This window comes from Actinomadura chokoriensis (assembly GCF_039529475.1).
Classification (GTDB): Bacteria; Actinomycetota; Actinomycetes; order Streptosporangiales; family Streptosporangiaceae; genus Spirillospora; species Spirillospora bangladeshensis.
Genome location: NZ_BAAAMW010000016.1, coordinates 47,634 through 71,028 on the forward strand (window position 1 = coordinate 47,634; position 23,395 = coordinate 71,028).

24 protein-coding genes are annotated in these 23,395 nt (G+C 72.0%); 13 read left to right on the top strand and 11 right to left on the bottom strand.

The features are described 5' to 3' along the window. The first annotated feature begins 1 nt into the window (after position 1). From ABFX46_RS28950 to ABFX46_RS28960, 3 genes are read left to right on the top strand one after another with little or no spacing between them, the layout of a single operon-like run. Positions 2-1,177 (top strand): acyl-CoA dehydrogenase family protein, encoded by a 1,176-nt coding sequence (locus tag ABFX46_RS28950; protein WP_346046951.1) that lies wholly within the window; start codon positions 2-4, stop codon positions 1,175-1,177. Further along, positions 1,174-2,025 (top strand): alpha/beta fold hydrolase, encoded by an 852-nt coding sequence (locus tag ABFX46_RS28955; protein WP_346046952.1) that lies wholly within the window; start codon positions 1,174-1,176, stop codon positions 2,023-2,025. Before ABFX46_RS28950 ends, ABFX46_RS28955 begins: the two co-directional genes overlap by 4 nt. Positions 2,026-2,033: 8 nt before the next feature. After that, positions 2,034-2,876: a fumarylacetoacetate hydrolase family protein gene (locus ABFX46_RS28960; protein ID WP_346046953.1), complete on the top strand. Its 843-nt coding sequence runs from the start codon at positions 2,034-2,036 to the stop codon at positions 2,874-2,876. A gap of 57 nt (positions 2,877-2,933) precedes the next feature. Here the strand turns inward: ABFX46_RS28960 and ABFX46_RS28965 are convergent, their stop codons facing one another. From ABFX46_RS28965 to ABFX46_RS28980, 4 genes are all read right to left on the bottom strand, one after another. Continuing rightward, positions 2,934-3,638 carry an ABC transporter ATP-binding protein gene (locus tag ABFX46_RS28965; protein ID WP_346046954.1) on the bottom strand — a complete coding sequence of 235 codons (705 nt, stop codon included), beginning with the start codon at positions 3,636-3,638 and terminating at the stop codon, positions 2,934-2,936. Positions 3,639-3,664: 26 nt separating this feature from the next. Beyond that, positions 3,665-5,356: a branched-chain amino acid ABC transporter ATP-binding protein/permease gene (locus ABFX46_RS28970; protein WP_346046956.1), complete on the bottom strand. Its 1,692-nt coding sequence runs from the start codon at positions 5,354-5,356 to the stop codon at positions 3,665-3,667. 4 nt (positions 5,357-5,360) lie between these two features. Next, entirely contained in the window at positions 5,361-6,266 is a 906-nt protein-coding gene (locus tag ABFX46_RS28975; protein WP_346046957.1) for a branched-chain amino acid ABC transporter permease, read from the bottom strand. A 61-nt stretch (positions 6,267-6,327) separates the two neighbouring features. Next, positions 6,328-7,647, bottom strand: coding sequence for an ABC transporter substrate-binding protein (locus ABFX46_RS28980; RefSeq protein WP_346046959.1), 1,320 nt, complete (start codon positions 7,645-7,647; stop codon positions 6,328-6,330). A gap of 202 nt (positions 7,648-7,849) precedes the next feature. Here ABFX46_RS28980 and ABFX46_RS28985 point away from each other — a divergent pair, with 202 nt between their 5' ends. The 3 genes from ABFX46_RS28985 to ABFX46_RS28995 all read left to right on the top strand — a co-directional run bounded on the left by ABFX46_RS28985 (position 7,850) and on the right by ABFX46_RS28995 (position 9,712). Beyond that, the gene (locus ABFX46_RS28985) at positions 7,850-8,482 is read left to right on the top strand and encodes a TetR/AcrR family transcriptional regulator (protein WP_346046960.1); all 633 of its coding nucleotides are present in this window, start codon (positions 7,850-7,852) and stop codon (positions 8,480-8,482) included. An 8-nt stretch (positions 8,483-8,490) separates the two neighbouring features. After that, a complete protein-coding gene (locus ABFX46_RS28990) occupies positions 8,491-9,117 on the top strand; it encodes a TetR/AcrR family transcriptional regulator (protein ID WP_346046961.1) in 627 nt (208 codons plus the stop codon). A gap of 85 nt (positions 9,118-9,202) precedes the next feature. Beyond that, positions 9,203-9,712 carry a flavin reductase family protein gene (locus ABFX46_RS28995; protein ID WP_346046962.1) on the top strand — a complete coding sequence of 170 codons (510 nt, stop codon included), beginning with the start codon at positions 9,203-9,205 and terminating at the stop codon, positions 9,710-9,712. Positions 9,713-9,721: 9 nt separating this feature from the next. On the opposite strand, the gene ABFX46_RS29000 is transcribed toward ABFX46_RS28995, so the two are convergent. Together ABFX46_RS29000 and ABFX46_RS29005 are read right to left on the bottom strand one after the other, a co-directional pair. Further along, complete coding sequence (locus tag ABFX46_RS29000) at positions 9,722-10,060, bottom strand: HEAT repeat domain-containing protein (protein WP_346046963.1); 339 nt, start codon at positions 10,058-10,060, stop codon at positions 9,722-9,724. A 30-nt stretch (positions 10,061-10,090) separates the two neighbouring features. Then, positions 10,091-10,960, bottom strand: coding sequence for a helix-turn-helix domain-containing protein (locus ABFX46_RS29005; RefSeq protein WP_346046965.1), 870 nt, complete (start codon positions 10,958-10,960; stop codon positions 10,091-10,093). Between the two features lie 414 nt (positions 10,961-11,374). Between ABFX46_RS29005 and ABFX46_RS29010 the strand changes: the two genes are divergently transcribed. Together ABFX46_RS29010 and ABFX46_RS29015 are read left to right on the top strand one after the other, a co-directional pair. Continuing rightward, positions 11,375-12,031, top strand: coding sequence for a hypothetical protein (locus tag ABFX46_RS29010; RefSeq protein WP_346046967.1), 657 nt, complete (start codon positions 11,375-11,377; stop codon positions 12,029-12,031). Positions 12,032-12,196: 165 nt separating this feature from the next. Then, the gene (locus tag ABFX46_RS29015; RefSeq protein ID WP_346046969.1) at positions 12,197-12,457 is read left to right on the top strand and encodes a DUF397 domain-containing protein; all 261 of its coding nucleotides are present in this window, start codon (positions 12,197-12,199) and stop codon (positions 12,455-12,457) included. Between the two features lie 89 nt (positions 12,458-12,546). Here the strand turns inward: ABFX46_RS29015 and ABFX46_RS29020 are convergent, their stop codons facing one another. Together ABFX46_RS29020 and ABFX46_RS29025 are read right to left on the bottom strand one after the other, a co-directional pair. After that, the gene (locus tag ABFX46_RS29020) at positions 12,547-13,191 is read right to left on the bottom strand and encodes a lytic polysaccharide monooxygenase auxiliary activity family 9 protein (RefSeq protein ID WP_346046971.1); all 645 of its coding nucleotides are present in this window, start codon (positions 13,189-13,191) and stop codon (positions 12,547-12,549) included. Between the two features lie 114 nt (positions 13,192-13,305). Next, positions 13,306-13,740 (bottom strand): MarR family winged helix-turn-helix transcriptional regulator, encoded by a 435-nt coding sequence (locus ABFX46_RS29025; RefSeq protein WP_346046973.1) that lies wholly within the window; start codon positions 13,738-13,740, stop codon positions 13,306-13,308. A gap of 50 nt (positions 13,741-13,790) precedes the next feature. Here ABFX46_RS29025 and ABFX46_RS29030 point away from each other — a divergent pair, with 50 nt between their 5' ends. The 3 genes from ABFX46_RS29030 to ABFX46_RS29040 all read left to right on the top strand — a co-directional run bounded on the left by ABFX46_RS29030 (position 13,791) and on the right by ABFX46_RS29040 (position 17,421). After that, positions 13,791-14,924: an ABC transporter substrate-binding protein gene (locus ABFX46_RS29030; protein ID WP_346046975.1), complete on the top strand. Its 1,134-nt coding sequence runs from the start codon at positions 13,791-13,793 to the stop codon at positions 14,922-14,924. 92 nt (positions 14,925-15,016) lie between these two features. Then, on the top strand, positions 15,017-16,423 hold the full coding sequence (locus ABFX46_RS29035) for an APC family permease (RefSeq protein WP_346046977.1): 1,407 nt from the start codon (positions 15,017-15,019) through the stop codon (positions 16,421-16,423). Then, entirely contained in the window at positions 16,420-17,421 is a 1,002-nt protein-coding gene (locus tag ABFX46_RS29040) for an acetamidase/formamidase family protein (protein WP_346046979.1), read from the top strand. Before ABFX46_RS29035 ends, ABFX46_RS29040 begins: the two co-directional genes overlap by 4 nt. 48 nt (positions 17,422-17,469) lie before the next feature. Here ABFX46_RS29040 and ABFX46_RS29045 read toward each other — a convergent pair whose 3' ends face one another. Both ABFX46_RS29045 and ABFX46_RS29050 read right to left on the bottom strand, forming a co-directional pair. Then, a complete protein-coding gene (locus ABFX46_RS29045) occupies positions 17,470-18,171 on the bottom strand; it encodes an ABC transporter ATP-binding protein (protein WP_346046980.1) in 702 nt (233 codons plus the stop codon). Further along, on the bottom strand, positions 18,168-19,202 hold the full coding sequence (locus ABFX46_RS29050) for an FtsX-like permease family protein (RefSeq protein WP_346046982.1): 1,035 nt from the start codon (positions 19,200-19,202) through the stop codon (positions 18,168-18,170). Before ABFX46_RS29050 ends, ABFX46_RS29045 begins: the two co-directional genes overlap by 4 nt. Positions 19,203-19,346: 144 nt before the next feature. Between ABFX46_RS29050 and ABFX46_RS29055 the strand changes: the two genes are divergently transcribed. Together ABFX46_RS29055 and ABFX46_RS29060 are read left to right on the top strand one after the other, a co-directional pair. Next, entirely contained in the window at positions 19,347-20,522 is a 1,176-nt protein-coding gene (locus tag ABFX46_RS29055) for a sensor histidine kinase (protein WP_346046984.1), read from the top strand. Next, on the top strand, positions 20,519-21,154 hold the full coding sequence (locus ABFX46_RS29060) for a response regulator (protein WP_346046986.1): 636 nt from the start codon (positions 20,519-20,521) through the stop codon (positions 21,152-21,154). The genes ABFX46_RS29055 and ABFX46_RS29060 overlap by 4 nt, the downstream gene beginning before the upstream one ends. On the opposite strand, the gene ABFX46_RS29065 is transcribed toward ABFX46_RS29060, so the two are convergent. Beyond that, positions 21,151-23,313, bottom strand: coding sequence for an MMPL family transporter (locus ABFX46_RS29065; RefSeq protein WP_346046987.1), 2,163 nt, complete (start codon positions 23,311-23,313; stop codon positions 21,151-21,153). The genes ABFX46_RS29060 and ABFX46_RS29065 overlap by 4 nt on opposite strands. Positions 23,314-23,395 lie beyond the last annotated feature (82 nt).

Here is a 23,395-nt window from a genome sequence, read left to right on the forward strand (position 1 = left end):
CATGAGCATGATCGAGAAGGCGCGGGCCGCCGCGGACGCGCTCGCTGCCGCGGACGCGCCGAGCGCCGAGCAGGGGCGCCTCACCCCGGAGGCGGTCGCGGCGCTCGACGGGATCGGGGTGCTGCGCGCGCTCCAGCCCGCCCGCTGGGGCGGCGGCGAGGCCCACCTCGCCGAGTACGCCGAGACGGTGATCGAGATCGGCCGGGCGTCGGCGTCCGCCGGCTGGGTCGCCTCCGTCGTCGGCGTCCACCCGTGGCAGATCGCCCTCTTCCCGGAGGAGACGCAGGAGGAGATCTGGGGGGACGACCCGACGCGCAAGATCGCCTCGTCCTACACCCCGACCGGGAAGATCGAGAAGGTGCCGGGCGGGTACCAGGTGTCCGGGCGCTGGAGTTTCTCCTCCGGCAGCGGCATCTGCTCCGGCGTCATCCTCGGCGGCATCGCCGGAACCCGCGAGGTGAACGGCACCGAGTACCCCGACTTCACCTCGGTCATCCTGGACGCCGCCGACTACCGCATCGAGGAGACCTGGAACGTCGCGGGCCTGCGCGGCACCGGCTCCGACGACATCGTGGTGGACGGCGTCTTCGTCCCCGAGCACCGCGGCCAGTCGCACGTCTACTACACGCACGGCCTCGGCATCCCGCTGCCCGGCCAGGAGCGCAACGACGCCCCGCTGTACCGGACGCCGTGGGCGGTGACCTTCAACCTGATCATCGCGGCGGGGGCGCTCGGCGCCTGCCTCGGCTTCTACGACCAGTGGGTCACCGAGACGCGGGGCCGCCGCACCAACTACGGCCAGCTCCTCCGCGAGGAGCCCGTCGTGCAGAACCACCTCGCCGAGGCCGCCTGGCAGCTCGACGCCGCCGTCCTCAAGGTGAAGCGGACGGCCACCGAGCTGATGGAGCACGCCGAGCGCGGCGAGATCCCGTCGCTGGAGCAGCGCGCCTTCTGGCGCTGGGACGTCGCCCGGTCGGCGAACGCGGCGCTCGACACCGTCCAGGCGCTGATGCGGGTCTCGTCGGGCCGCTCCGCGTTCCTCGACCACCCGCTGCAGAAGAAGTTCCAGGACGCGGTCGCCGCCGGCAGCCACGCGTTCCTGTTCGGCGACCCGCTCGCCAAGGCGTGGGGCGGCCGGCACCTCGGCGCCGAGAAGCTCGCGGCGGTGCACCTGTGATCACCTCTGCCGACGTCACGGTCAAGGTGCGGGACGGGGAGCTGACGTTCCGGCTGCACGAGACCGGGAGGCGCGGGACGGAGGCCGTGCTGTTCCTGCACGGCTCCGGCCCCGGCGCGACCGGCTTGTCGAACTGGGAGCGGATCATCGCCGACCTCGGCGACCGGTACTGGTGCCTCGCCCCCGACCAGATCGGGTTCGGCGACTCCTCGCACCCGCTCGACGCCCCGCGCGGGATGGGCCCCTTCAACGACCTGCGCGCCGAGGCGCTGCTGGCCCTGGTCGACGAGCTGGGCCTACGGAAAGTCCATCTGATCGGCAACTCGATGGGCGGCCAGCTCGCCCTCCTGATGGTGCTGGCCCGCCCCGAACTGGTCGGCAAGATCCTGCTGATGGGCAGCGGCGGCGCACCGGACATGCCGGTCAGCCCCGGCCTGAAGCACCTCCGCGAGTTCTACGCGAGCCCCAGCGCGGAATCCCTGAAGGGCCTGCTCAGCGAGTTCGTCTACGACCTCGAACCGATGCGCGGCACCGTCGACCGGGTCGTGGCCGAGCGCATGGCGTACGTGAACCGCGACGACGTCCGGCGCTCGCACGAGGCGTCCTTCGACCCTGCCGGGACGCGCCGCTTCTTCACACCCGAGGATCTAGCACCCATCACCCACGACGTCCTCTGCGTCCACGGCCGCGACGACCGGATCATCCCGGTCGCCGCCAGCAGGTACTTCGCCGACCACCTCCCGAACGCGAACCTCTACGTCATCGCGCGATGCGGCCACTGGACGCAGATCGAGCACCCCGAAACCTTCGAGCGGCTCCTGGTGGGCCTGATCGACGGCCGGATATAAGGAAGTACATGCGCATCGCCAACCACGCCGGCCGGGCCGTCCTCGTCCTGTCCGGCGGCAAGGGCGCCGACATCGCGACCGCCTCGGGCGGCCGCTTCGGCCCCGCCCCCCAGAGCGTCTACGACAACTGGAACGCGTTCACCTCCTGGGCCGCGACCACCACCCCGACCCCCGACATCGAACTCGACCGCACCCGACTCGAATCACCGTCGCCCACCCCGTCCCAGGTCGTCGCGATCGGGCTGAACTACGCCGACCACGCGGCGGAGACGGGCTTCGAGCCCCCGGAGGACCTGCCGCCGGTCTTCACGAAGTTCGCCTCGTCCATCACGGGCCCCTACGGCGAGATCGCCCTCCCAGAGGGCGGCCACACCGACTGGGAGGTCGAGGTCGTCGCCGTCATCGGCACGACGGCCCACAAGGTCTCCCCCGCCGAAGCGTGGGACCACGTCGCCGGCCTCACGATCGGCCAGGACCTCTCCGAGCGGATCCTCCAGTTCGTCGGCCAGGCCCCGCAGTTCGGCTTCGCCAAGTCCTACCCGGGGTTCGCGCCGATCGGCCCCTGGCTCGTGACGCCCGACGAGTTCCCCGACCGCGACGACCTCGCGCTCGGCTGCTCGATCGACGGCGAGACCGTCCAGGACGGACGCACGTCCAAACTGATCTTCTCGATCCCCCGCACGATCGCGAAGCTGTCGGAGGTCATCACCCTGCGCCCCGGCGACGTCATCTTCACCGGCACCCCGGACGGCGTCGGCCTAGGCCGCACCCCCCAGCGCTTCCTCCAGCCCGGCGAAACCCTCCGCACCTGGGTAGAGGGCATAGGCGAAATGGAACACACCTTCCGCTAAGCCGCCCTGACCGCAAGCCCCCGGGACTGAACTCCGTCCCGGGGCCTTGCCATGAGGTCAGAAGAGGTCCCAGAAGTCGGGGCGCTTCCGCATTTCTTCTGCTGCCTCTTCCAGGATCACCTTGCCGGAGCGCATGACGTAGGCGCGGTCGGCGATTTGCAGGGCCTGCTTGACGTTCTGTTCCAGCAGGAGGATGCCCAGGCCCTCGTCGTCGGCGAGGGAGCGGAGGAGTTCGAACATCGTCTCCACCACGGACGGGGCCAAGCCGAGGGACGGTTCGTCTAGGAGGAGCAGTCTGGGGCGGGCCATCAGGGCCATGCCCAGGCTCACCATGCGCTGCTGCCCGCCCGACATCGAACCGGCCGGTTGCTTGGCGCGCTCGTCCAGGATCGGGAACAGGTCCTTGACGGTCTTGAGGCGTTCCCCGGTGCCGGTCCCTGATGGTGCGTTGGCGGCGCCCAGGAGGAGGTTGTCGTGCACTGAGAGGTCGGGGAAGACGAACCGTTCTGAGGGGATCATCGCGACGCCCGCCGCCACGGCCTTGCGCACCGGGCGGCGGGTGGTGTCGTGGCCGGCGATTCTGACGGTTCCGGAGCGGGGGCGGACGGCGCCGAGCACCGACCTGATCGTGGTCGTCTTCCCGGCGCCGTTGTGGCCCATCAGGGTCACGATCTCGCCCTCGTCGACGCGGAGGCCGACGCCGTGGAGCACCTCCTTGCGGCCGTAGCCGGCGACCAGGTCGGTCACGTCGAGCAGCGTCATATGCGTCCTTCCTTACCGGGCGCCCCTTACTGGGCGCCGAAGTACGCCTCGGCGAGCCGGGCCGAGCCGGTCAGCTCGGCGAGCGTGCCGGACGCGGTGATCTCGCCGAGTTCCATGAAGTAGGTGTGGTCGGACAGTTCGCGCACCACGTCGAGGTTGTGCTCGACCAGGCAGACGGTGCGGCCCTCGTCCCGGACGGCGGCGACCATGGAGAGCATGGTCTCGACCCAGGTCGCGTCTACGCCGGAGGCCGGTTCGTCCAGGAGGAGGACGTCGGCCCTGGTGGCCAGGGCCCGTGCCAGGGAGACCAGCTTCGACTGGCCGTAGGAGAGGGCGTCGGCCGGTGTGGCGGCCTGGTCGGCCATGCCGACGAAGTCGAGCCATTCCATCGCCTGGGCGGCGACGTCGTGGTCCGCGCGGGAGACGGCGCGGCCGGGCACGAAGAGGCGGGCCGGGTGCTCCCCCGGCTGACCGGGCACGGCCAGCATGACGTTCTCCAGGCAGGTCAGGCGGCCGAGCAGCCGGACGTCCTGGAACGTGCGCACCAGCCCGGCGCGGACGACGAGGTCCGGGCGCATCCCGACGAGTTCGGCGCCGTTCAGCGTCACCGAGCCGGTGTCCGGGGCGACCGTGCCGGTCAGCAGGTTGAACGCGGTCGTCTTGCCGGCGCCGTTCGGGCCGACGAGCGCCGTGATCGTGCCGCGCCGCAGTTCGAGGTCGAGGTCCTTGGCGGCCACGATGCCGCCGAACCGCTTGGACAGGCCCTCCGCGCGGAGCACCACCTCGGCCTCGTCATAGGGCGTGCGGCCGGGACGCGGGGCGGCCTGCGCCCGGGGCCCGGCGCCGGGCGCGACGGCCTTCCGGGAGCGCTCGGGGAACAGCCCCTGCGGCCGGACGATCATGACGGCCACCAGCAGCACCCCGTACAGCACGACCTGCAGCAGCGTCGCCTGGGTGCTCTGCACGCCGAGGACCTCGCGCAGCAGCGGCTCGATCATCGTCAGCGCGACGCCCGCCACGACGGAGCCGGCCAGGTTGGCGTTGCCGCCGACGATGACCATCGCGAAGACCGCCATCGCGAGCGGGAACCCGAACGCCGACGGGGTCGCCTGGCCGAGCCAGCCGGAGTACACGCCGCCGATCAGCCCGGCCAGGCCGCTGGTGACCGCGAAGACGCCGATCTTGTAGCCGAAGGTGTTCTTGCCCAGCGCCCGGGTCGCCACGGCGTCCTCCCGGATGCCCTTCAGCACCCGGCCGTACGGGGATTCGCCGAGGCGCCGGCAGACGGCGAAGACGAGCACGAGCACCGCCGCCGACGGGACCAGCCAGTCGGACGGGGTCGCCAGCTCGGCGCCGAACAGCCGCAGGCCGTCCACGCCGGTGATGCCCATGACGCCGCCGAGGGAGTCGAACGTCGCGAAGACCCCGATGATGCCCAGCGAGAACGCCAGCGTCATCAGGATGAGGAACTCCTCGGCGAGCCCCAGCGCGATCAGCCCGATCAGCACGCCGAACGCGGTCGCGACCAGCACCGCGACGCCGAGCGAGGCGAGGTAGGGCCAGTCGTGCACCCCGGCGAGGAAGCAGACGGTGTAGCCGCCGACGCCCGCGAACGCGGCGTGCGCGACGGAGACCTGCCCGGCGTAGCCGACGAGCAGGTTGACGCCGACGGCGAGCGCCGCGAGCAGCAGCGCCTGGTCGAGATAGTTGATCCACATGGCGTCAGGCCCTCCGCGGCGACACGAGGGGGAGGCGGCTCTTCCCCGCGAGGAACGCGAGGTAGCCGGTGAGGACGATGAACACGGCGGTCTGCGTCCACTGCAGCGACAGCCAGCTCGACGCCCACTGCTCGATCAGCCCGAGCCCGAGGCCGACCGGCAGGGCGCGCAGCGGGGACGAGCGGGTGCCCGCCAGGAAGGCCACCACGAATCCGTAGATGACCGTCGAGTCGCCCATGGTCGGCTGGACGGTGTAGAGCAGCCCGTACCAGAGCGCGCACGCGCCGGAGATGAGCCCGGCGGCGGCGAAGCAGACGAGGTTGACCCGCCGGACGCTGATCCCGAGCACGGCGGCGAGGCCCGGATTGCTGCGGACCGCCTTGACCGACCGTCCGATCGGGGTGAACGCCAGGAACGCGGCGAGCCCGCCGACGAGGAGCAGGCAGGTGGCGGCCTGCTCGATCTCGAAGCTGGAGACCCGCACCGGGCCGAGGTCGTACCGCTGCGGCTGGGGCCCGTAGAACGGGAGACTGCTCGTCCCGAACTTGAGCTGGAGCAGCGCGATGCCCGCCGTGCTGACGCCGATCGACGTCACCAGCACGGCGAGCATGGCCCGGTCGGCGGCGCGCCGCGCGACCGGCTCGTAGACGCCCAGTTCCAGCAGCATGCTGATGGCGACCGCCGTGGCGAGGCCGATGAGCGCGGACGGCCAGAACGGCGCGCCGAGACCGTCCATCGCCCAGAAGGCGGCGTACGGGGCGGCGGTGTAGGTGAGCGCGTAGGCGAAGTGGAACCGGGTCGTGACCCCGATGACGAGGGCGAGCCCGGCGCCGAGCGCGGCGTAGAAGGAGCCCCGGACGAGGCCGTTGGCGGTCAGCTGCCAGAGCTCGCCGCCCAGCAGGTCGTGCATGGAGCCTCCGGAGGGGAAGGGGGACGGCCGCCGCCGCGGCCGTCCCCTCGGACGGGACGGGTCAGGGGGCGAGGCGGAACTCCCGGCCGCCGACGTTGTAGGTGGCGAGCGCCGTGACCTTGCCGTCCTTGTACTCGAAGACCCCCATCGGACGGCTCGCGACACCGTGCGTCTTCAGGTCGATCTGGAGGCTCCCGACCGTGGCGGCGTCACCGCCGTAGACCGAGGCGAACGTCGGGTCCTTCTCCAGCGCGGCCTTCAGCTGCGCGCTGTCGGACGGGTTCCCGCCGGCGGCCACGACGCGGCGGATGAGGTCCCAGATCATCAGGGTCTCCTCGTAGGCGTTCGCGGCGTAGAAGTCCGCCGGCGCACCGTAGGCCTTCTCGTACGCCTCGGCGAACAGCTTCGCGAGGGGGTTGGGCGGCGCGGACGCGTCGAAGTAGTCCATGGCGAACTTGAACCCGCCGGAGTCGAGGACGCCCTTGGACGCCTTGACCGCGTCCTGCGTGAACTCGATGCCGAGCAGCTCGCTCTTGATCCCGGCGCTCTCGGCCTGGGCGGCGAACGCGCCGGGGGCCGCGCCGCCGAACGCGACCCACAGCAGGTCGGGCTCGTTGTCCTTGACCTTCGCGATCATGCTCGCGTAGTCCTGCGAGCTGGGCGAGACGGTCTCCCACAGGCCGTTGAAGGTCAGGCCGGCGGCCTCGATCTTCGCCTTCATGTCCGCCTGGATCGCGGCGTTCAGCGGGCCGAGGTCGACGCCGACGAGGCCGACCGTCCGCCCGTCGGGGTGGGCCTTCTTGAACCACTCCAGGGCGCCGGGCGCCGCGTCGGACGGCGCGACCTCGCGGGTGCCGTAGAAGTACTGCGTGCCCTTGGTGAAGACCTGGGCGCCGCCGACGCCGTCCAGGCTGAGGATCTTGCTCTTGTCGGTGTCGGCGAGCATCGCGCCGAGCCCGTCCCCCATCGAGGTGATCTTCGCGGGGACGCCCTCGGCGGCCAGCTCGGACGCGGCCTGCTTGGCGGCGACGGGGTCGGGGCCCTTGATGTCCTTCACGCTCAGCTCGATCGACGGGCCGCCGGCCGCCTTGATCTGCTGGGCGGCCAGCTCGATGGCGTTGCGCATCGACTGGCCGTTCCCGGCGGACGGGCCGGACAGGGTGAGCGCGGCGCCGAGCTTGAACGCGACGCCGCCGCCGAGGCCCGCGCCGTCCTTGAGGCCGAGGACCTTGACGAGGTCGGCGGCCTGGGTCTTGGCGTCCGCGGCGCTGACGCCCGCGTCGCCCGACCCGCAGGCCGTGAGCGTCGCCGCCGCCGTCAGCGCGGCCAGGGCGGGGGCGAGCAGCCGCCGCCGGCGGAGAGCACTGCGTGGAGTGGGCATTCTCTTCTCCGTTTCGCCGACCAACGCCGAGGCGCCGGCAGGAATCGTGCACGCTCGATCGAGCCGTCCGTCGATCCGTATCGATCGCTACACTGACTGGAGCGATCACTACAGGGACGTGCGGCGACCGTACCCATGATGTGATGGGCGGCACAACCCCCCGCCGGGACCGAGTTTCCGAAGGCCAGAGGAGCGAGAGCAGATGCGCAAGACCGCGCGGCGCCACCAGCAGGGCGAGGAGTCGAGGCTGCGGATCCTGGAGGCGACCCTCGCGATCGCCGCCGAGCGCGGCTACGACGGCACCTCGATCGCTCTGGTCACGGAGGCCACCGGGCTGCCGGCCAGCTCGGTCTACTGGCACTTCCGCAACAAGGACGAACTGCTCGCCGAGACCCTGGAGTTCAGCTACCGGCGCTGGCGGGAGACCGCCCCCACCTGGCAGGACCGCGTCGGGATCGCCGACCCGGCCGAGGAGATCCGCGACCGGCTGCACCGCGCCTCGCGGGCCATCACCGAGCGCCCGGAGTTCTGGCGCCTCGGCCTCATGCTCGGGCTCGCCAACCGTCCGAAGGAGCCCGCCGCGCGGCGCCGCTACATCGAGGTCCGCGCCGAGACCCGCACCGCGATCCGGGACTGGTGGGAGCAGGTGCTCCCCGCCGGCGCCCCCGGCGCGGACCGGGTCGCCGACCGCCTGTCCCGGTTCCACCTCGCCGTGATGGACGGGCTCTACATCGGCGTCCATTCGGGCCGCGACTGGGACCTGGACCGCCTCGTCGACCTGATCGCCGACGGCGTCCACGCCCAGGCCCTGGCGTGGCTCGCCGACGCGGCATGATGAGGGCCATGCCGACGACCCCCCGCCCCGCCGACGACCGGGAGATCTCCCGCGACCGCATCCTCAAGGCCGCCGCCGAGATCGCCTCGGAGTGCGGCTACGAGGGCACCACGATCTCGCGGGTGACCAAGCGGTCCGGCCTGCCGGCCAGCTCGGTCTACTGGTTCTTCCGGGACAAGGACCACCTCATGGCCGAGGTCGTCCGGCACAGCTTCGAGCAGTGGATCGCCGCCCAGCCGCGCTGGGAGCGCGACCCGCGCGACGAGCGCCCGCTGGCCGAGGGCCTGCGCGCGATCCTGTCCCGCTCGGTGCGCACCCTGCGCGACGCGCCCGACTTCCTGCGCATCGGCCACATGCTGCTGCTGGAGTCCCGCGAGGTGGAGGCGGAGGCGCGCCGCTACTTCCTCGCCACCCGCGACTCCGTCTCGAACACCATCGCGGCCTGGTTCACCTCCCACTTCGACGCCGAACTGCGGGCCCGCCGCCCCGAACTCGCGATGGACCTGGCCCGCATCGTCGTGGCCAGCACCGACGGGCTCTTCCTGGCCCACCAGATCAACGACGACGACTGGGATCCCGACGACTTCGTCACGGTCGTCGTGACCGTCGTCGAGCAGGCGATCGCCGCCGCCTGAGCACGGATCCGGACCACGAGACGGTTGCCAGGCCGGACTTCTGATGGCAATCTCTGTAGCGATCACTACAGGGAGGAGTTCCGGCATGAGCCTGACAGCCAACGGGACGGACGTCATCGAGCCCGCCCGCTTCCGCCAGGTCCTCGGCCACTACCCGACGGGCGTCGTCGTGGTCACCGCGCTCGACCCGGCCGGCACGGCCATCGGCATGACGGTCGGCTCGTTCACCTCGGTCTCGCTCGACCCGCCGCTCGTGGCCTTCCTGCCCGACAAGGGCTCCAGCTCATGGCGCGCGCTGCGCGAGTCGGGCGAGCGGTTCTGCGTGAACGTCCTGTCCGCCGCGCAGGAGGACGTCTGCCGCGCCGTCGCGATGCGCAAGACGGACAAGTTCCACGACATCGGCTGGCACCCGTCCCCGGCCGGCAACCCGGTCATCGACGGCGCGGTCGCCTGGATCGACTGCGTCACCGAGCAGCTCCACGACGCCGGCGACCACCACATCGTCGTAGGCCGCGTCCAGAACCTGCAGGTGACCGAAGGCGAACCCCCACTCCTGTTCCACCAGGGCGCCTACGGCACCTTCACCCCGCACTGACATTCCGGGCTAGGCGATCCACCCGTCGGCGCGTGCCTGGTCGAGCACCTGCTCGGCCTCACGGCTGTCGAGCATCTCCAACCCGCGCACGGCCCAGAACCGCAGCGACTCGTCCGGGCTCTCCAACTGGCCGCGGAACACGTCCAGCGCCTTCGGTGACCGGGCCTCGGCCACCAGTTCCAGGAGCCAGCACCGGAGTTCCCGGTCCTGCTCGGCGGTGAACTCCCCGATCAGCTCCTCGACATACGCATCCGCGTGCTCTCGAAGGAAGTCGAACGCGCTCTCCCGAACCCGCGGATCCTTCTCCCGCATGGACTGCATGGCCAGATCAAACCGCCGCCGCGACATACCGCCGACCCTACGACCCTCCTCCGACGGTCAGGAGGTCCAGGCCCGCTCGGCGGTGCGCCGGATGAGGCGCACCGAGTCCGCGGGTGTGAGGCTCCCCTGCGCGAGCCAGTCGAAGACCCGCCGGTGCTCGTAGGTGACGGTCTCGTCCTGGACGAGGCTCAACGGATGGCTTTCGCTGTGCACGACGGCCGGGAAGGTCACCTCGAAAGAGGGCGCGAACTCCAGGAGCGTGAACGCATGGAGGGCCGCGCTGTGATCGGCGTCCAAAGGCAGGATCCGCAATTTCATATTGGGCAGGTCCGCAAGCTCCACGAGCCGCCCCAGTTGCCGGCGCATGATCGCGGCGTCACCGACCCGGTGCAGGAGTACGGCCTCGTCCAGGATCACCGACAGGTGCAGTGAGCGCGGTGCCCGGAGGAGTTCCTGGCGTCTCATGCGCACCTGGAGATCGCGTTCGATGACCGTCGGAGGCGCGGGGACGATCTCCGCCCAACCCGTGATCATGCAGCGCGCGTAATCCGCCGTCTGCAGCAGGCCCGGCACCACCTGCGCCTCATAGGCGAGCGCGATGTCGGCCTCGTCCTCCAGCGCGCAGTAGGCGGCCTGGTCGTTCGGGAGACCCGGGTAGTGGGTCCACCAGCCGGGTTCGGCCGCCTCGCGCGCCAGGGCGAGCAGCTCGGTCAGCGCGCGCTCTTCGGCCTGGTAGAGCCGGAGCATGCGCTTGATGTCGGATTCCCGCACCCCGATCCGCGCCGTTTCGATACGGGAGACCTTGGACGCGGACCAGCGCAGCCGCCGCCCCACCGTCTCCGTGCTGAGCCCGCTGTCCTCGCGCATGCGCCGGAGTGCCACACCGAGGCGTCGCCGGCGCACGGACGGAGCTTGAGATGTCGGCACGGCCCACTCTTCCAAGGGCGGCCAGGAATGGCGGCGGCCACCTGGCGACGGGATCTTGAATTGCTCGGCAACCGATCAGCTTGTCCCAACATGCAACCAACAGTGCATGTTGCACCGCAGATATTACCTCAAAACTCGAACAAGTCGCGTGAGAATTCCAAAACGGCGTGTCACCGCAGGGATAGATTCCCATGAGAGACCGGGTGCATCAAGCCGTGCATGGTGCACGGACGGCATGGAAGGGGCATATTGAGTGCAAGGGGAGTAGGTCGCCGAGGGTCCACCGCCCGAGGCGAAGCACAGCGTCGGTGCCCGTGATCGCGATGATGCGACATCGGGCCATGCCACCCTCGGCGGTGGCGGCCTCTGCATCGTGGACGACTCGTCCGCCGACTGGGGATGGGAGGACCAACCTTGCCCCTCTGCGGCCCCCTTCACCGGAGCATCCTGGCGCTCGACCTGGAGAGCTCGTCGACTCGCACCGATCTGGTCAAAGTCGAGCTGAGGAACCAGCTCTACCTGCTGCTGCACCGGGCGATGCGCGCGGCCGGCATCGACGAGCGGTCCTGCGAGCCCATCGAGGACCGCGGTGACGGGGTCCTCGTCCTCGTCCGGCCGACGGACGAGGTGCCGAGGTCGCGCCTGCTGGACCCGTTCATCCCCGTGCTGACGGGCCTGCTGATGGACTACAACGCCGCACTGCCCCTCGCCGACCGTCCGGCGCACCGGCTGCGGATGCGCGCGGTCGTCCACGCCGGCGATCTGCTCCGGGACGACCACGGGCCGTTCGGCGCGGAGATCGACGCGGCGTTCCGGCTGCTGGACTCCGACGCCGTGCGCTCGGCCCTGCGGAACACGAGCGGCCCTCTCGCCCTGGTCGTGTCCCAGCAGATCTACGAGGCGATCGTCGTCCATGGATATTCCGGCCTGTGCCCGCAGTCGTACCGGCGCGCGGTCGAAGTGAACGTCTGCGGGCTGACCCGCTACGGCTGGATCCACATACCCGATGCCGGTGAGGCCGCACAGCTCGCGCAGCTCGCTGACCTCCAGATTCTGGCCAAAACCCAATAATTGCCCATGATTCACTAAATAATCGACCATACGACCGAGGTGACATCGGACGCGCCCCCACGGGTCCGAGACCATTCACCGAACGTGGCCACGCTCTCACCCATGGCGACATAGGGTGGGGGCGTGGCGACGTTTAACCACGTCAGACGAGGTAAGGGATCCCCCATGATCATGGGTGCCGGCGAAACCGCTCCGCCGAAAGCGCATACTCACCACACCGGTCCACTTCCGGAGCGGGACGAGTGGCGCAAAAGCAGGTTCTGCGGGGCGAACACCGGCTGCCTCGAAGTGAGTCCGATGGGCGCCGGATTGACCGGTGTCCGCGACAGCGTCCTCGACCAGTCGAGCCCGGTCATCATTCTCGAACGGGACGTGCTGGCCGGCTTCCTCGGACGCATCAAAGCGGGGCAGCTCGACCTGAAATAGAACTGAACGCCCTTACTGGTGAGAATTTCAAAGCCCCGGAAGTCCGTATGATGCGGGCTTCCGGGGCTTTGCGCGGGAGCGGACCGCGGTCAGTGGAAGGTGACGTCGCTGCAGATGTAGTAGGACTGGTCCATGTGGGAGGCCTGCCAGATGGTGAAGACCACGTGGCGGCCGGTGCGGCCCGGGGCCGAGACGTTGCTGATCACGTAGTTGTTGCTCGGGGCGTAGCGGCCGGTCTGGCGGACCAGTTCCAGGTCGCTCCAGCGCAGCGGCTGGGTGAGGGCGTCGTAGCCCTGGCGGGTCACGTAGACGAGGAAGTAGTCGGCGCCGTGGCTGGCCTGGTCGTACAGGTTCACCGAGAAGGTGGTGCCGATGTCGGTCGTCTTCCAGGGGCCGACGGCGTCCATGGAGCGGTAGCGGCCGCCTTCGGTCTGGCCGCCGCTGCACAACTGGCCGTCGGGCAGCGCGGCCTGGTGGGCGCCGCCGACGCCGTTGCGGTAGAGGCCGTTCCAGTTCCACATGGCGTTGGGGTTGTCCTGCCACGCCTGCCAGCACATCGGCTCTTCCTGCTGCATGGCGGGGTTCTGGAAGTCGTCGCCCCAGCGGTCCCAGCAGCCGTAGTTGCGGGAGGCAGGGTCGATGACCGAGCCGTGGGCGGACGCGGTGCCCGTCCACACGACCGGCAGGAGCGCCGTCGTGAGGAGCAGGGTGAGGGCGCGGCGTGCTCGTCGCATCGCGCGTTCTCCGTTCCGGTAGCGGGGGATGCCGGACTGGAAGCGCTTCCAGGGGAAGGTTAACCCGAGGCGCGACGGCTCGTCATGCCGGCCGTGAAAGCTTTCACGGGTCGGTCAGCGGAGGGTCGTCCACAGGCGGGAGAGCAGGGCGGAGAGGTCGCGGACGGTCCGCTGGTCGGCCAGGGACCGTTCGTGGGCCTCGGCCAGGGCCTCCAGGCGTTGCAGCTTGTCGCGGCCCAGGTCGGAGACGTGGACGGAGACGCGGCGGCGGTCGCGGGTGGAGTGCGAGCGGTAGAGGTGCGCGGAGTCGACCAGGGCGTCCACGAGGCGGGTCAGGGTCGGGTGCGGGATCTCGACGACCGCCGCGAGCTCGCCCATCGACATGTCGTCGGCGCCGGCGAGGGCGCGCAGGACGCGCCACTGCTCGACGGTCGCGCCCTCCTCTTCGAGGACGGCGCCGAGGTCGCGGGCCAGGGCGCGCTGGGTGCGGGTGAGGAGGTCGACCAACTCGGTGCCGGTGGTGGGGGCCGTGCCCTGCTGTTCGACCACGTGCGCCTCCCCTGTTCGGCGGTCGGTCCACAGAGCATACTTGCCAGGTCATGAGCGATTCGGTGCTGCGGGACGGCACGGAGCTGCTGGTCGCCGGCCCGGACGCGGGGGTGCTGCGGCTGGGTCTGCTGCTGCCGCTGTCGGGGCCGCTCGGCCTGACCGGTCCGTCCGGGCTGAGCGCCGCCCGGCTGGCCGCGATCGAGGTCAACGCGGCGGGCGGAGCGGCGGGACGGGCCGTCGAGCTGGTGCCGGTGGACGCCGGCCGCCGCCCGGACGCGGTCGCCGCCGAGGCCCGCCTCCTCGCCGACGCCGGGCTCGTCGAGGCGTTCGTGGGGTTCCACACGAGCGACGTCCACCGGGCGCTGGAGGCGGCGCTCGCCGGACGGGTACCGTACGTGTTCACGCCGCCGCACGAGGGCGGCCCGCGCAAGGCCGGCGTGGTGCTGCTCGGCGACTCGCCGGCGCGGCAGCTCGGCCCCGCGCTGCACTGGCTGAGCGGACGGCAGCGGCTGCGCCGGTGGGCGCTGGTCGGCAACGACTACATCTGGCCGCGGGCGGTGCACCGGACGGCGGCGCGGCTGGTCCGGTCATTGGGCGCCGAGGTGGTGCTGGACCGGCTCGTCCCGTTCCCGCTGGCGGCCGGGGACGATCCGGAGGCGGGCTTCGAGGAGCTGGTGGCCGCGCTGGTGCGGGCGGGCACCGAGGCGATCCTGCTCAGCCTGGTCGGACGCGACCTGGCGATGTTCAACCGGGTGTTCGCGGCGTCGCGGCCGGCGGCGGGGGTCGTCCGGCTGTCGGGGGCGCTGGAGGAGAACGTGCTGCTGGCCGCGGGCGGCGACGAGACCGGGGAGCTGTACGCGGCGATGCGGTCGTTCGCCGGGCAGGGGGACGAGCGCCGGATCGCGCTGGCCGAGCGCTACCGGACGGCGTTCGGCGCGGCCGCCCCCGTCCTCGACGCCTACGCGGAGGGCTGCTACGACGGCGTCCACCTGGCGGCGGCGCTGGCGGTCGCGGGCATGCTGAGCGCGCGGCGCGGCCAGCCGGGGGCGGCCCGGCTGCTGGAGGGCGCGGACGACCGCGGAACCCGGCTCGCCTGGGCGGCGGCACCGCTCGGCCCGCCGCGCGCCGACTCCTACCTGGCCAGGGCGGACGGCCTGGACCTCACCGTCATCGCCCGGCTGTAAAATTCTTCCACTCGGAATCTTTTCATTTGAAAGGAAAGCCCTTAGGGTCGCTGACGGCGCGGCGGCCGGGCCCCGCGCGCGGAGGAGGGACCATGGGCGTCGACTCGGCGAAACCGCAGGGCATCGAGCAGTACGGGTACAAGCAGGAGCTGAAGCGCTCGCTCGGCTTCCGGGACCTGGTGGTCTACGGCCTGATCTTCATGGTGCCGATCGCACCGTTCGGCATCTTCGGCAGCGTGTTCCAGGGCGCGGGCGGCATGGTCGCGCTCGCCTACGCCATCGGCATGCTGGTCATGCTGTTCACCGCCGCCTCGTACGCGCAGATGGCGCGGGCGTTCCCGATGGCCGGCTCGGTCTACACCTACGCGGGGCGCGGGATCGCGGCGCCGGTCGGGTTCCTGTCCGGCTGGATGATCCTGCTCGACTACGTCCTCGTGCCGGGCCTGCTGTACCTGATCGCGAGCGTGGCGATGAACTCGCTGGTGCCGTCGGTCCCGGTGTGGCTGTGGCTCGTCGCGTTCGTCGTGCTGAACACGGTGGTCAACTTCTTCGGCATCGAGATGACCGCGCGGATCAACCGCGTCATGCTGCTCGCCGAACTCGCCGTCCTGGCCGTCTTCCTGGTGGTGGGCGTCGTCGCGCTCGCGCAGGGCAAGGGCCACGGCGGCGGCTTCACCCCGATCTTCAACGAGGCGACGTTCTCGTGGGGGCTGGTGTTCGGCGCGGTATCGATCGCCGTGCTGAGCTTCCTCGGCTTCGACGGGATCTCGACGCTGGCGGAGGAGAACCGCGAGTCCGCCCGCGCCATCGGACGGTCGATGGTCGCCGCGCTCGTCCTGGTCGGGCTGCTGTTCATCGTCCAGACCTGGGTGGCGTCGCTGCTGGTGCCCGACGCGGACAAGCTGGTCGAGGACGGTGATCCCGACGGCACCGCCTTCTACGACGCCGCGCGGGTCGCGGGCGGCGCCTGGCTCGCGAAGCTGACCGCGCTGGCCACCGCGATCGCGTGGGGCTTCGCCAACTCGCTGGTCGCGCAGGCGGCGACGTCCCGGCTGCTGTACGCGATGGCGCGGGACCGGCAGCTGCCGGGCTTCCTCGCCAAGGTGCATCCCACGCGGCGGGTCCCGGTCAACGCGACGCTGCTGGTCGCGGCCGTCTCGCTCGCCCTCGGCCTCTACATGGCCGAGCGCGACGACGGCATCACCCTGCTCAGCTCGCTGATCAACTTCGGTGCGATGACGGCGTTCCTGGTGCTGCACGTCTCCGTCGTCGTCCACTACGTGGTCCGGTCGGGCAGCCGGGACTGGTGGCGGCACCTGATCGCGCCGGCGATCGGCTTCCTCATCCTCGGGTACGTGGTGATCAACGCGAAGGTCGCCGCGCAGAAGCTCGCGTTCGTGTGGCTGGCCATCGGGGTGGCCGTACTGATCGCCCTGCTCGCCATGCACCGCCGCCCGGCCCTGGCCGGCATCGAAGAGACCGACGAGGAGGACGAATGAACGTGGTCGCACTGGACACCGAGCCCGCCTACGCCTTCGGCGGACGGGAGGCCGCGCTCACGGTCGCACCGGGCACCGTCGTCGAGCTGACCACCGAGGACTGCTTCGGCGGCGCGGTCAAGGGAGTGGACGACCTGCCCAGCCAGGTGTGCACCTTCCCCTACCTCAACCCGGTGACCGGCCCGATCGCCGTTGAGGGCGCCGAGCCGGGCGACGCGGTCGCGGTGCACTTCGTGGACATCCGCCCCGTCCGGGACTGGGCGGTCTCCACCACGTTCCCGCACTTCGGCGCGCTGACCACGACGCATGCGACGGCGATGCTGCACCCGGCGCTGGAGGAGCGGGTCTGGCTGTACGACGTCGACGCCGAACGCGGCGTCTGCCGCTTCAACGCCCGCAGCGGCGACCTCTCCATCGAGCTGCCGCTCGACCCCATGCACGGCACGGTCGGCGTGGCGCCCGCCGCCAACGAGGTGATCATGAGCATCACCCCGGGCGCGCACGGCGGCAACATGGACACCCCGGAGATGCGGGCCGGCACGACCGCCTACTTCCCGGTCAACGTCCCCGGCGGCCTGATCTCCCTCGGCGACGGCCACTGCCGCCAGGGCGAGGGCGAAGTCTGCGGGACGGCCGTCGAGGCGGCGATGAGCACCGTCATCGCCGTCGACCTCATCAAGGGCGCCGCTCCCCCGTGGCCCCGCCTGGAGAACGACGCGCACCTGATGTCGACCGGCTCCGCCCGCCCCCTGGAGGACGCCTTCCGGATCAGCCAGCACGACCTGATCACCTGGACGTCCTCCCTGCTCGGCCTGGACGAGCTGGACACCTACCAGCTCGTCAGCCAGGCGGGCCTGGCCCCGGCGGGCAACGTCGTCGACACGAACTACACGATGCTCGCCAAGCTCCCCAAGACCGTCCTGCGGGGAGCGCCCGCCTACGACGGCGTCCATGCCCGTCTCCGCGAGACCGCCGCGGCGTACCTCGCGCAGCGCTGAGGCTGCCCGAAGAACTCGGTGTCGTCGTCGCCGGCGGCGGCCGGGGAGCTACGGGAGACCGCCCCCTGAGACCGGCGCCGGGGCGGTGGCCGGGGCGAGGCGGCCGTCGGTCATCTCGTAGACGCGGTCCGCGGCGGCCAGTTGGGCGCGGTCGTGGGTGACCATGACGGTCGCCACGCGGGCGTCGCGGGTGAGGTCGGCCAAGAGCTTCACGATCTGCTCGCCCCGGTGGTGGTCGAGGGCGCTCGTGGGCTCGTCCACCAGGAGGACCTGCGGGTCGTTCATCAACGCGCGGGCGATGTTCACGCGTTGGCGTTCCCCACCCGAGAGCTGGTGCGGGCGCTTGTGCTCCATGCCGGCCAGGCCGACGGCGGCGAGCAGGTCGCGGGCGCGGCCGGCGGCGTTCCGGCGTCCCGACATGTGCGCCATCACCGTGAGCTGGTCGAGGGCGGTCAGGGACGGCAGCAGGTTCGGCTGCTGGAACACGATGCCGATGTGGTCGCGGCGCAGGCGGGTGCGTTCGGACGGGCCGAGGCCGGTCACGTCCCGGCCCGCGATCTCGACGGTGCCCGAGACCGGCGGGATCAGCGTCGCCGCGACGGCGAGCAGGCTCGACTTCCCGGAGCCGGACGGGCCGGCGACCGCCGCGAACTCGCCCGGCCCGACGCGCAGGGTGACGCGGTCGAGGGCGGTCAGCGTCCGGTCGCCGTCGGGGTAGGTCAGGACGGCGTCGGCCAGGTACAGGCTCATCGTGCGGCTCCCAGGGCGGTGAGGGGGTCGACGGAAGTGATCTTGCGGATGGCGAGCGCGGCCCCGGCGGCGCCGAGGACGATCATGACGGCGACCGGGGCGGCCGTGGTGGCGGTCGACACGACGAACGGCACCGCGCCGCCGAGGGCGAGCCCCGCGGCCGCGCCGATCGCGCCGCCGAGGCCCGCGCCGGCGAGCAGGACGAGGACCGCCTGCGCGAGCGCGTCGCGCAGCAGGTAGCCGGTGCTCGCGCCGAGCGCCTTGAGGACGGCGACGTCCGCGCGGCGCTGGATCGTCCAGACGGTGAAGAACGCGCCGATGACCAGCGCCGAGATCGCGAACAGGAACCCGCGCATGAGCTGCAGCGACCCGTTCTCCGCCGAGTACGACGGGATCTTGGACACGGCGTCGCCCGGGGTCAGGGCGGTCGTCCCGAGGCGCCGGTCGGCGGCGCCGAGGTCCGGGTCGCCGGTGGTGTGCAGCAGCAGGACGGACGAGCCCTGCGGGTCGGCGGCCTTCCAGTCGTCCATCCGCAGCCAGGCGACCGGGCTGTGGCTGTAGGACGCTTCGCCGCCGATGCCCGCGACGGTGAAGGAGCGTCCGGCGATCTCCGCCGTCGCGCCCGGCTGGAGCCCGGTCTCCCGGGCGAGGTCGCGGGAGAGGGTGACCTGGCCCGGTGGAGGCGAATCCTTGCCCGCGTCGACGCCGAAGAGGGCGACCGGAGTGCCCTCCCCCAGCCGGTTCATGCCGATGCCGAGCGGTTCGGCCCGCACGCCCGGAACGTCCTGCCAGCCCTGGAGCGTCCGCTGGTCGATGCGGCTGGTCGTGAACGAGTCGCCGCTCAGCACGACCCGGTCGGCGGGCAGGTTCGCGATGGCGGAGCCGCTGTCGCGGGCCAGCCCCTCGGTGAGCCCGGACAGCATCGTCACGAGCAGGGTGATGAGCAGGACGACCGCTCCCATCAGCGCGAACCGCCCCTTGGCGAAGCGCAGGTCCCGTAGCGCCACGAACACGGTGAATCCCCCGTCCACGTCGGTTCCAGTGCCTCCAGCCTCGCGGGAGGGAGAAGGGCGCACATCGTGCGGCGGCACCGCGCGGCCGCCTCCTTCCGGACGGCCGGTATCCACCTTTCGATCGATGTGACCTGGGGATTCGTCGCTTACGCTGGGTGAGACATGAGGAACGATCCGTTCTCCCCGGCGATGCGGCTGCTCGCCTGGGCCATGCACGGCACCTTCCTGGTCCTGCTCGCCATCGCGCTGGCCCGCAGCCTGCGGGACGGCCCGGTCCTGGCGGGCGGGCTCCTGCTGGGCGCCCTGTACGCGGCCGGGGTCGTCCACGGCACGCGGCACCGCCCCCGGCCGGGGCCGGCGCGGGCGTGGCTCGCGCTGCTCACCGCCGGGTGGGCGGCGCTGGCGCTCGCGTCCCCCGCCTACGTGTGGCTGGCCTTCCCGCTGTTCTTCCTGTACGTCCACCTGCTGCGGCTCGCCTGGGCGCTGCCCGGCGTGGTGCTGCTGACGGCCGCCGCGATCGGCGCGGTCGCCTGGCACGGCGACGGGATCACGCTCGCGGAGGTCCTCGGGCCGAGCGTCGGCGCGGCCGTCGCCACCCTGATGGCCCTCGCCTACCAGGCGCTCTACCGGGAGAGCGAGGAGCGCCGCCTGCTCATCGACGACCTGGTGCGCACCCGCGAGCGGCTCGTCCGGGCGGAGTCGGACGCGGCGCGGCTCACCGAGCGGGAGCGGCTCGCGCGGGAGATCCACGACACGCTCGCGCAGGGCATGTCGAGCATCATCCTGCTGCTCCGCGCCGCGCGGCGCGACCTCGACGGCGACCGGGACACCGCCCGGGACGCCGTCCGGGGGCGGCTGGCGGAGGCCGAGCAGGCGGCGGCGGAGAACCTGGAGGAGGCGCGCAACTTCGTGCGGGAACTGGCGCCGCCCGTCCTGGAGCGGTCGTCGCTCACCGACGCGCTCCGCCGGATCACCGAGTCGGCGGCGGCCCGCTCCACGTCCCGGATCAGGTTCGAGGCGACGGGCACGCCGCTGCCGCTGCCCACCGACCACGAGGTGGCGCTCGTCCGCATCGCGCAGAGCGCGCTCGGCAACGCCGCGCAGCACTCCGGCGCCGCCAACGTCGGCGTCACGCTGACCTACCTCGACGACGCGGTGGTCCTGGACGTCTACGACGACGGCCGAGGCTTCGACCCGGCGGCGCCGGCGACCGGCTACGGGCTGCGCGCGATGCGGGAGCGGGCCCGCGCGCTCGGCGGGACGCTCACCGTCGAGTCCGCGGTGGACGAGGGCACGGCCGTCGTGGCGTCCCTCCCGGTGCCCGGGGAGGCGGGATGACCCCGATCCGGATCCTGCTCGTCGACGACCACCCGGTCGTCCGGTCCGGCATCCGGGCCATGCTGGCCGACCAGCCCGGCTTCGAACTGGTCGGCGAGGCGGCGACGGGCGAGGAGGGCGTCGAGGCGGCCCGCCGCCTGAAACCGGCCGTGGTCCTGATGGACCTGCGGCTCGGCGCGGGCATCCACGGCAGCGAGGCGACCCGGCGGATCACCGCCGCCCCGGACGCCCCGCGCGTCCTCGTGCTGACCACCTTCGACACCGACTCCGACATCCTCGCCGCCGTCGAGGCGGGCGCCACCGGCTACCTGCTCAAGGACGCGCCGCCGGACCGGCTGTTCGCCGCGATCCGGTCGGCCGCGGCCGGGGACAGCGCGCTCGCGCCGAGCGTGGCGTCCCGCCTCCTCGGCCGCATGCGGACCCCGGCCGCCGCGCTGACCCCGCGCGAGCTGGACGTCCTCGGCCTCGTCGCCGAGGGCCTGTCGAACCGGCAGATCAGCCGCCGGCTGTTCCTCAGCGAGACGACGATCAAGACGCATCTGGTGCACATCTACGCCAAGCTCGGCGTCGACTCCCGCACCGCCGCCGTCGCCGCCGCGACCCGCCGGGGGCTGATCCGCCCGCCCGACTAGCCGCGGACGGGCTCGGCCGCCGTCTCGGCGGCCGCGGGCGCGGGGCGGCGCGGCCAGAGCGCGCGGTCGCCGAGGAGCCGCACGATCGCCGGGACCAGCAGCGGCCGGACGACGAACGTGTCGAGCAGGATCCCGATCGCCATCGCCATGCCGAACTGGTACAGCTCGCGGATCGGCTGCGTCATCAGCACCGCGAACGTCCCGGCGAGGATCAGCCCGGCCGAGGACACCACGCCGCCCGTCCGGGTGATCGCCGCGCGCAGCGCCTCCACCGGGGCCCGGCGCTCGGACTCCTGCCGGTACCGGCTCATGATGAAGATGTTGTAGTCGACGCCCAGCGACACCAGGAAGATGAACACGTAGGCGGTGACCCGGTTGCCGATGCCCGCGTCGCCGCCGAGCCAGACGGTGATCGCGACCGTCAGGCCGAGCGTCGCGAGGAACGACAGCAGCAGGGTGGCGAGCAGGTAGACCGGTGCCAGCACCGACCGGAGCAGCCAGCCCAGCACCAGCCCGACGATCAGCAGGACCAGCGGGACGAGGACGAGCATGTCCCGGTCGAGCGCCGACTTGATGTCGGCGGTCTCGGCGGTGGGCCCGGCGACGAGCACGCGCGCGTCCGCGATCCCGGCGTCCCGCGCCGCCGCGGCGGCCGAGGAGCGCAGCGGGCCGACGGCGTCCATCGCGGCGGACGAGTACGGGTTGTCCTTGAGCACGACGGTGATCCGGGCGGCGCCGGCGGCCATGTCGCGGCGCGGGTCGAACGCCGTCCGCGCGGCCTGCGGCGCGACCGCGGACCGGACGGCCTCCACCTGCGCGGGCGCGAGGTTCCGGCCCCGCACGAGGAGGGTGGACGGCGCGATCTCCCCCGGCCCGAGATCCCGGTCGATCATGGTCTGCCCGGCGGCCGAGTCGGTGCCGACCCGGAACCCGCTGACGAAGTCGAAGCTCTCCTTGTACCCGGTCATGCCGAGGGCGAGCACGGCCAGGAGGACGAGCGTCCCCGCGAGGACGCGGCGCGGTGCGGCCACGACCAGGTCGGCGGCGCGCCGCCACACGGCGCCGCCCGTCGCGCGCCGGGCCATCGCCGCCTCGGAGAACGGCCAGAACACCGCCCGCCCGCACAGCAGGACGGCGGCCGGGATGAAGGTGAACGCGACCACCGCCATCACCGCGACGCCGAGCGCGAGGTACGGCCCGAACCCGCGCAGCGCCGGGGACGCGCAGGCCAGCAGCGCGAACATGGCGAGCACGATCGTGGACGCGCTGGCGAGCACCGACTCGGCCGTCCCGCGCAGCGCCTCCCGCATCGCCGCGAACCGGTCGCCCGCGTCGACCAGCGCCTCGCGGTACCGGCTGGTGATGATCAGCGCGTAGTCGGTGCCGACCCCGAACAGCAGCACGGTCATGATCGAGGCGGTCTGCCCGCTGATCGTGACGGCGCCCGCGTCGGCGAGGACCGCGCCGACCGACTCGGTGACGCGCATGGCCACGCCGACCGCGAGCAGCGGCACCAGCGCCAGCAGCGGCGACCGGTACACCACCAGCAGGATCACCAGGACGAGCAGCACGGTGCCGAGCAGCAGCACCTTGTCGCCGCTGGAGAAGACCTTGACGGTGTCGACGATGATCCCGGCGGGGCCCGTGACCGCGACGGTCGCCGCGGGGGCGGCGTCCTTGACGGCCGTCCGGAGATCGGCGACGGCGTCCTTGAAGGCATCGCTGGTCGCATCGCCCGTCACGGGGACGATCACGACCCGCGTCTTCCCGTCCGCCGAGGTCAGCCCCTCCCCGCCGGGGACGCAGTCGGTGCCGGGTTTCGTCCCGTCCTGGCCGCACACCGGGGACACCGGCATGCCGGTCCCCTGCCGCACCGCGCCCGCGGCGCGGGTCACGGCCGCGGTGGCCGCCGGGCCGTCCTCGGCCTTCACGACCACGACGGCCGGCAGCGCATCGCTCCCCGGGAACGCGCGCTCGAGTTCGCGCTGCGCCACCGACGAGTCGCTCGCCGCCGGGGCGCTGTTCGCCGACGAGTTGTCCTCCACCGACTTCAGGTCGGGCGCCACCCCGGCCAGGACACCGGTCAGGACGATCCAGAAGACGACCGTGAGAGCCGCCGAGCGTTTGGAGGCGAGCATCGCCCGCAGCAGAGCCGACATGGGTAACCTTCGTTTTTAGGAACAGGGTGTCGCCATAACTGCGGGCTACCATATCGGTGCCCCCGCGAGGGGGCGTCCGGGG

Excerpts from the sequence above, each read along its gene's own strand:
- ABFX46_RS28950 (WP_346046951.1), top strand. The coding sequence starts at position 2 with ATGAGCATGATCGAGAAGGCGCGGGCCGCCGCGGACGCGCTCGCTGCC.
- ABFX46_RS28960 (WP_346046953.1), top strand. The coding sequence starts at position 2,034 with ATGCGCATCGCCAACCACGCCGGCCGGGCCGTCCTCGTCCTGTCCGGC.
- ABFX46_RS28965 (WP_346046954.1), bottom strand. The coding sequence starts at position 3,638 with ATGACGCTGCTCGACGTGACCGACCTGGTCGCCGGCTACGGCCGCAAG.
- ABFX46_RS28970 (WP_346046956.1), bottom strand. The coding sequence starts at position 5,356 with ATGTGGATCAACTATCTCGACCAGGCGCTGCTGCTCGCGGCGCTCGCC.
- ABFX46_RS28975 (WP_346046957.1), bottom strand. The coding sequence starts at position 6,266 with ATGCACGACCTGCTGGGCGGCGAGCTCTGGCAGCTGACCGCCAACGGC.
- ABFX46_RS28980 (WP_346046959.1), bottom strand. The coding sequence starts at position 7,647 with ATGCCCACTCCACGCAGTGCTCTCCGCCGGCGGCGGCTGCTCGCCCCC.
- ABFX46_RS28985 (WP_346046960.1), top strand. The coding sequence starts at position 7,850 with ATGCGCAAGACCGCGCGGCGCCACCAGCAGGGCGAGGAGTCGAGGCTG.
- ABFX46_RS28990 (WP_346046961.1), top strand. The coding sequence starts at position 8,491 with ATGCCGACGACCCCCCGCCCCGCCGACGACCGGGAGATCTCCCGCGAC.
- ABFX46_RS28995 (WP_346046962.1), top strand. The coding sequence starts at position 9,203 with ATGAGCCTGACAGCCAACGGGACGGACGTCATCGAGCCCGCCCGCTTC.
- ABFX46_RS29000 (WP_346046963.1), bottom strand. The coding sequence starts at position 10,060 with ATGTCGCGGCGGCGGTTTGATCTGGCCATGCAGTCCATGCGGGAGAAG.
- ABFX46_RS29015 (WP_346046969.1), top strand. The coding sequence starts at position 12,197 with ATGATCATGGGTGCCGGCGAAACCGCTCCGCCGAAAGCGCATACTCAC.
- ABFX46_RS29020 (WP_346046971.1), bottom strand. The coding sequence starts at position 13,191 with ATGCGACGAGCACGCCGCGCCCTCACCCTGCTCCTCACGACGGCGCTC.
- ABFX46_RS29030 (WP_346046975.1), top strand. The coding sequence starts at position 13,791 with ATGAGCGATTCGGTGCTGCGGGACGGCACGGAGCTGCTGGTCGCCGGC.
- ABFX46_RS29035 (WP_346046977.1), top strand. The coding sequence starts at position 15,017 with ATGGGCGTCGACTCGGCGAAACCGCAGGGCATCGAGCAGTACGGGTAC.
- ABFX46_RS29040 (WP_346046979.1), top strand. The coding sequence starts at position 16,420 with ATGAACGTGGTCGCACTGGACACCGAGCCCGCCTACGCCTTCGGCGGA.
- ABFX46_RS29045 (WP_346046980.1), bottom strand. The coding sequence starts at position 18,171 with ATGAGCCTGTACCTGGCCGACGCCGTCCTGACCTACCCCGACGGCGAC.
- ABFX46_RS29055 (WP_346046984.1), top strand. The coding sequence starts at position 19,347 with ATGAGGAACGATCCGTTCTCCCCGGCGATGCGGCTGCTCGCCTGGGCC.
- ABFX46_RS29060 (WP_346046986.1), top strand. The coding sequence starts at position 20,519 with ATGACCCCGATCCGGATCCTGCTCGTCGACGACCACCCGGTCGTCCGG.
- ABFX46_RS29065 (WP_346046987.1), bottom strand. The coding sequence starts at position 23,313 with ATGTCGGCTCTGCTGCGGGCGATGCTCGCCTCCAAACGCTCGGCGGCT.